This is a genomic window from Schlesneria sp., assembly GCF_036405755.1.
GTDB lineage: Bacteria > Planctomycetota > Planctomycetia > Planctomycetales > Planctomycetaceae > Schlesneria > Schlesneria sphaerica.
In genome coordinates, this window is the sequence record NZ_DASWWZ010000447.1 from 1 (window position 1) to 7195 (window position 7195).

Annotated in this window: 5 protein-coding genes; all 5 read left to right on the forward strand. The window is 56.8% G+C overall.

What is annotated here, in order from left to right; all coding sequences use genetic code 11:
- The first annotated feature begins 144 nt into the window (after window positions 1-144).
- Window positions 145-1461, forward strand: a complete 1317-nt coding sequence (locus VGE80_RS15255) for a DUF1552 domain-containing protein (protein ID WP_397569635.1) — start codon at window positions 145-147, stop codon at window positions 1459-1461.
- A gap of 473 nt (window positions 1462-1934) precedes the next feature.
- A complete protein-coding gene (locus VGE80_RS15260; protein ID WP_373652571.1) occupies window positions 1935-2984 on the forward strand; it encodes a rod shape-determining protein in 1050 nt (349 codons plus the stop codon).
- Window positions 2985-3165: 181 nt separating this feature from the next.
- Window positions 3166-4116 (forward strand): rod shape-determining protein MreC, encoded by a 951-nt coding sequence (locus VGE80_RS15265; protein WP_397569636.1) that lies wholly within the window; start codon window positions 3166-3168, stop codon window positions 4114-4116.
- The gene (mreD, locus tag VGE80_RS15270; RefSeq protein ID WP_440593258.1) at window positions 4113-4667 is read left to right on the forward strand and encodes a rod shape-determining protein MreD; all 555 of its coding nucleotides are present in this window, start codon (window positions 4113-4115) and stop codon (window positions 4665-4667) included. The genes VGE80_RS15265 and mreD overlap by 4 nt, the downstream gene beginning before the upstream one ends.
- A complete protein-coding gene (locus tag VGE80_RS15275; RefSeq protein ID WP_440593259.1) occupies window positions 4657-7002 on the forward strand; it encodes a peptidoglycan D,D-transpeptidase FtsI family protein in 2346 nt (781 codons plus the stop codon). Before mreD ends, VGE80_RS15275 begins: the two co-directional genes overlap by 11 nt.
- Window positions 7003-7195: the final 193 nt, after the last annotated feature.

Sequence of the window (7195 nt, forward strand, 5' to 3'; positions counted from 1 at the left end):
ATCTCCGCGTTAAGTGGGCAGCGGGTCATCGTGCGGGCACCATATTCGGTTTAAAATGCCTGGCGATCGGGCAACCTTTTCGAGAAACGTCACATCGAGAAGCACGGTTGTGGAAACCGTGTTGACTGTAAAGAAGGGAAGATCATGGCTCATCAATCCCGGCGCGAGTTTCTTCGGGACCTTGGCCTGAGTGCTGCCGCACTGCCATTCGTACTGAACCTGCCGAGTCTCGGATTTGCAAATCAATCCGCCCGCAAGCAACGACTCGTTATCATTTTCAGCCCCAACGGTGTCGTCCCGCCGACATTCTGGCCTGATGAAGAAGGCTCTGAGTTCACGCTGAAGGAAAGTCTGACGCCGCTTCAACCCTTCAAGGATCGCCTGCTGACGCTGCACGGTGTCTGTGATCGCGTCAAAGGGGACGGCGACAGTCACATGCGCGGCATCGGTTGCTTGCTGACTGGTGTCGAACTTTTCCCCGGTAACATTCAAGGGGGCTCGGATACCCCTGCGGGATGGTCCAGCGGTCTCTCGATCGATCAGGAAATCAAGAACTTTCTGCAGGCGAATCCGGCAACACGGACACGCTTTGGCTCGATGGAATTCGGAGTGCTGGTACCGGATTGGGCGGATACATGGACACGCATGTCCTACGCAGGTCCGAATAAGCCAAACACACCCATCGATAACCCCTACCAGATGTTCTCAAAGATGTACGGGCGGATGAAGGGGCAGGAGAATCTGAAGAGCATCCTGGATGATCTTCAGGGGGACCTGAAGACTCTTGCTGCCTCGGTAAATCACGAGGATCGTCAACTGCTTGAAGAGCAAACGACGTTCGTCCGGGAAATGGAACGAGAACTGAGTGCCTCAAAGGCAGACGACGTCGGGCACGCGGTCCCCCAACTGGAGCCAGGGGTCAAAGAAGACGCGGAAAACATGCCTCGACTGAGCAAGATGCAGATCGAGTTGATGGTGAACAGCTTCGCTTCCGATTTCACCCGCGTTGCGACCTTGCAGTACACCAACTCGGTCGGCGATCAGAAAATGAAGTTCCTCGGTGTCGACGAAGGACACCATGAATTGTCACACAACGGTGACGATGATGAGAAATCACAAGAAAAACTGACGCGCATTAACAAGTGGTACGCCGAACAAGTGGCTTACCTGGCGAAGCGGTTGGCCGAAACTCCGGAACCGGGTGGCAGTGGCTCGCTGCTCGACAACACTCTGATCGTCTGGACGAATGAACTCGGCAAGGGCAACACGCACACGTTAGACGACATCCCATTTGTGCTTGTCGGCAACGGCCTCGACTTCAAGATGGGGCGATCGCTGAAGTTCGGTGGTACTCCGCACAATCGACTACTGATGTCGCTTGCTCATGGGTTTGGTCACCGAATCGATCGATTTGGAAATCCCGACTTCTGCGGTCAAGGTATCCTGTCGAATCTGACGTAATCCATTGAGCTCACCCAGTCTCAGCGGTTTTCGCTGTGCTCCTGGGAAGGCTCTCACTCAGGCACCGTTGGATGCCGCCCCTATGGGGGGGCGAAACTGTTCCCTTTCCTCCACCGCTGCGAACTTTCGCGACGCGGTCCAGGAAAGGGAAATTTCGTTGGTGCGTCATGATTTTGTCCTGTTACGCCCGGCGCGGCACAGCAGCTTACGATGGTGACGGACGAACTTGAGGTGCTGGCAATCCATCGTTGCTGGGAAGACCGCCGACGGCAGTCCGCGTCGCGTCCTGTTCCGCTGCAAACCGGTCGGCTGCAGACTTGTTTTGGCATTCATGGGTTGTCCAGTCTCGCTGTTCAAAACCGCGTCTTGCTAAAATTGCCGATTCTCGACTACAGTGCCGATGTCCACCAGTCCGGCGAAAGGATTTCGACCGGCAGGGGGCGGTATTCATATTGACAAGGGCGGATGCACGGATGCTGAATCGTCTGCGACGTTGGTTGAGTCCTGACCTGGCCATTGATTTGGGTACGGCGAACACGCTCGTAGCCATTCAGGGCGAAGGAGTGGTCCTGGACGAACCTTCTGTTGTGGCTCTGCAGCATGGCACGCGAAAGGTTCTGGGACGCGGTACGGCCGTCGGAAAGCTGGCGAAGCAGATGCTCGGTCGCACGCCAGACTCGATCACCGCCGTCCGTCCGATTCAAGATGGCGTCATTACCGATTTTGAACTGTGCGAGGCAATGCTTCGCTACTTCATCCAGAAGGCCGCTCGAACCACTCCCGGATTCAAACCGAATGTTGTGATCTCGGTTCCGGGGAGCATTACGAACGTCGAAAAGCGTGCTGTTTTCAACAGTGCGGAACGTGCCGGTGCCGGACGTGTCTATCTGATCAACGAATCCAAAGCGGCGAGTATTGGTGCGGGGCTGCCAATCTCTGAACCTCTTGCCAGTATGATCTGCGATATCGGCGGGGGGACCACAGAGGTCGCTGTATTGAGTCTGGCAGAAATTGTCGCCAGCAAATCACTACGCGTCGCCGGAGACGAAATTGATCAGGCGATTGTGGAGTACATGAAACAGCATTTCGCGCTGCGAATTGGTGACCAGTCGGCAGAGCAGCTCAAAATCAAAATCGGGTGTGCATACCCGCTGAATCAGGAACAAACCTGCGAAGTCCGTGGGCTGGATATCGTGAGCGGTGTTCCTCGCAAAGCCATGGTAACCAGCGAGCAGGTGAGAGACGCCTTACGAGGTCCCCTCGATGCCATCCTGGGCTGCGTGAAGTCCGTCATTGAACAATGTGATCCCGAACTGGTTGCAGACCTCTCTGATACAGGAATGGTCCTGTCGGGGGGCGGAGCACTTCTGCCGGGGCTGCCGCTTTATTTTCAAGAGCACCTGGGGATTCCGGTGCGGGTCGCAGATGACCCGCTGCGAACGGTCGTCCGTGGTGCGGCGATTTGCATTGAACATCTTTCGCAGTGGAAAGAGGGGCTTGAAACAAACGATCGGAACTTGTGACGAACAGGGATTTCTGCCCTCGTGACCGGCCGAGTCGCACAGTCGGCTCTCCTCACGAGCAGGAAGCTCTCGCGATTCGGAGTTTGTCAGCGCGGGAGTCCATTTTCGTCGACGTGAGACATCGATCTCGGAATGCATCCTAACACACGTCCTGAAACCTCAACGAGAATTGCTGCTGGCCATGGCAACTCGATCCGTAATGACATGCTGCTGTCTGTTGCTGACGGGAATCGGTCTCTATTTCGCTCCCGAGGGGCTGACGACCGTTGTTCGGGCACGAGTGATGGATGTACTTCGCCCCGCATTTGTTGCAGTGAATCACGCAGCGAACAGTCTTGGTTTGAGGCCGTTCGATCCATCCGCTGGAGCGGGTGACCGAGCAGAGGGGCCGCTGGTGGCCAAACTGACGGAAGAACTGGATGACGAGAGAGCCAACAATCGGGCTCTACAACTTCGATTGGCGCAACTGACCGAACGACTGGCCGCAGAGGACGAAATCTATTCGGCCATCAACCAGACGAAGCGTTTGGTCTCCCCCGCACTGACCGAAGTCGCTGTGCTGGGTGATGTTGTCGCTGAGCAGTGGCGTGCTGGAAAGTTCCTGGCCCAGGGGGCGAATCAGGGGCTGCGCGAAAACGAACTCGTCATTTCCAATCGAAAGCCCCTGCGCCCGCTCGTCGACGGGGGCGAGGATTTTGGCATCTCGGCTGAAGACAAAATGCTCTTGGGACGGTGCGTGATTGGGAAGATCGAAACCGTCGGGCAATGGACCAGCACATTCCAACTGGTGACGGATTCTCGCTACCGCGGACGTGCTCAACTGATCCGGGAAACGGATTCGGGGTTCGTGTTTGAAGCCCAGGGAATCCTGAAGGGACAGGGGGGGCCTCTGTGCAAACTGGAAGGGATTCCAGCCGAGAAATCTGTTCGACTTAATGACGCTGTCTACACAGCAGACCGCGACGGCGTTGTCCCCACGCCGTTCTACTACGGTCGTGTCGTGGAGGCTGAACTGGGACCAGACGACCATGAATGGACTGTCCTTGTTCGCCCTGCTCCGCTCCCCGCGCAACTCACGACGGTTCAGGTCTTACGGATCGAGGCCAACCCGGAACGATTGGTGGTGAGATGATGACCCGGTTCGCTGTGACGGCCGCATTGGTCTCGCTGGCCCTCGTGCTGCAGTCGACCATCGCCCCCATTCTGGGCTGGGAACAAGTGCGGCCATGGTTCCCCGGAATGGTGCTGGTGGCGTCGGTATTCCTCAATCAGGGGACGGCGGGAATTCTGTGGGCCGCCCTGCTGGGACTGGGCGTCGATTCGCTTTCGAGTGAACGGGTCGGTGTGCAACTCGCCATCGCGACCGTGATCGCCAGTCTGTTGGCAGCGGCGCTCGAAGAGACACCCTCTCGGGGGACTGTGATCTATTCGATCTTTGTCATTGTCTCCACATTCCTGTGGCGAAGTCTGAACGTCCTGACGCAGGCCTGGCTGGTCGGAGAGTTGGTTGACCCGATGCGCGTGCTCATTCTCGCATCCGGCGATGCGTCCTATACGACGGCCATCGTACTGTTCTTGACGACTGCTTATCGTCTGGTTCGCAGAATGATCCGCCGCCAGGAATCGCGATCGACATTCTCGCTGAATAACCAATGGTCGATGCTGACCCGATTTGAACGTTGACGTTGTCGTGCTGATTGTGGGAACTCTTGAGCACATGATGCTGAATCGACCCGTATCCTTTTCCGAGAGAGACGACGCAGCGGCCGATCGGGGCTTCAACCCTGACCGGGATCCGCGAATTCGACTGGTTGTACTGTGGATTGGGATGCTGCTGCCCGTACTGGTCGTCACAGGTCGTGTGGCTCAACTCCAACTGAGCCTCCGCGAAGATTTCGCTGCGACCTTCTCGTTAACGACAGAGACACTGGAAGACATTCCAGCACGAGACGGCCGAATTCTCGCGGTGGATGGCAGTATTCTGGCGGGCGATGCCGAGACGTACGACCTGGCGGTCTACTATCCGGCATTGAAGAATCCCCCAGACGAGAAGTGGGTCGCCGACCAGTCCAGGATGCGTCTCAGCCAGACGGATCGCAAGGATCAGGCGAAGGTCGAGGAACAGAAAGCAAAGATTCTCGCTGAGAGAGAAGTCGCCTGGCAAAAGATTGCTGAGCTGACCGATCGATCTCTGGATGAGATCAACGAGGCGCGCGAGAGAGAGCAGCAGCGGGTCGAGCGAATCAAAGAGTCGGTCTATCGAAGGCAACTGCAGCGCTCTGAAGCGGCAGGCGAAATGCAGCCGAAAAGTGAAGAAAAATCACCGTCCGTCGTCTATTCAATCTGGGATCAGGTACAGCAGGCACTTTCGGAACCGCCGGAACGAGATCGCGGTCCTCAACCCGTCAAGGAAGAGTTCGAATACCACACAGTCATCTCCGGAATTGATGCAGAGACCCGGGCAGAAATTGAAGCTCATCCTGAGCGCTATCCCTACACGCAGATCATTGTCCATCGGCGGCGTCACTATCCAGCAGGTGAACTGGCTTCTCACGTCATTGGAATTCGAAAACCGCTGACGGACGAGCAACTGGCAAAACGCAAAGAGCGATTTCCTGACGGCGACCCCCAGGATTATCGGCTCGGTGATCCCTGCGGATTGAGTGGGCTCGAACTAAGTTATGATTCCCTGCTGAAAGGGGTACGTGGTCAACGAGCGCTCGTCAAGAACCGTCGCGGTGAAATAGTCGAAACGCGTGTTGTCCGCCTGCCTCAGCACGGCCGTGACCTTGTGCTGACGCTGGATGCCGATGTCCAGCGACGCGCAGAACAACTGCTGGATGAGGCACTCGCCAAGGTCACCATCAAAGGAACAGTCGATCCGGAAACGAGTCAGGGGCAGTTTCGGGATCCGACTTGTCCGCAGGGAGGAGCTCTTGTTGCTCTGGATGTGCAGACCGGTGCGATCCTGGCCGCCGCAGCGGCACCGAGATTTGACTTGAACCTGTTGATCACACCTGACGCGGCGCAATGGGATGAAGTGAAATCTGATCCTCGCAGCCCTTTCCTGTCACGTGTGACGCAAATGGCATTGCCGCCAGGCTCGGTATTCAAGATCGTGTCCGCCGTGGCCGCGATCGAGAGTGGAAAAATGCCTCCTTTATCGCAATTCCATTGTCAGGGGTTTCTTGATCGCCCCGATCGAAATCGCTGTCTTCCCTTCCGGCACAGCGGTGTCGGTCATGGAGACGTGAGTCTTGCCGATGCCTTGTGCCGATCATGCAACGTTTATTTCTATACGGCCGCACGCAGGATGGGGCCACGCTCGCTGGTCGACTGGGCAAGGCGGTTTGGGGTCGGGCAGCCCACCGGGATTGATCTTCCGTCCGAATCAGCCGGACGACTCCCTGTCCCTGATGCACCGCTGGGGGTTGGGGAGGTTCAGGAAAAATGGAAACCCGGAACCACACTCGACCTGTCCATCGGACAGTCGTCGTTGATGATGACTCCCCTGCAGATGGCCCGGATCATGGCGGCCATTGCGAATGACGGTCACCTCGTGACCCCTCATTTTGCTGCGGACTCGGGGCCTGCGTCGATGGATGAGACGAGCTATCTCCGGAGTGCCATTCCCGCATCGCAGGCGCAACCGATCGAAGGCCTGCGGCGTGAGACGCTCGGCTATGTTCGTGAGGGGCTGACCATGGTCGTACATCATCCGCGAGGAACCGCCTATAAGACGGTCAGGATGAAGGAGATCACGATCGCCGGGAAGACGGGGACTGCAGAGACTAGCGGTGTCGATCACGCCTGGTTCGCGGGATACGCCCCTGCGGAACAGCCTCGCATTGCATTTGTGGTGGTGCTTCAGAATGGAGGAAGCGGTGGTGCTGTGGCTGGTCCTGTGGCTCACGACTTTTTGAAGATGCTGGTCGAACTGGGGCTGGTGACAAAGCCGTCATCCCTGCTGAGCGATCGGTCAGCAAGCCGTATCAGTTCGGAACACTCGGTTGATTGATTCGGGGTGTGCCAGCAAACGGAAAAAAATCCCTCGTTTTTGCGCTTCTTACAAAATGCGTACTACTGGAAAAGATGTGTTGACCCAGATGAAATTAGCCTCTATTGTTCGCCCGCTCGCTACGCATGTCGTTCAGCAAATCAAAGTTTTCTTGCGAATTGACGTCTGATAGCCACGTTGAGATTCCTTGACG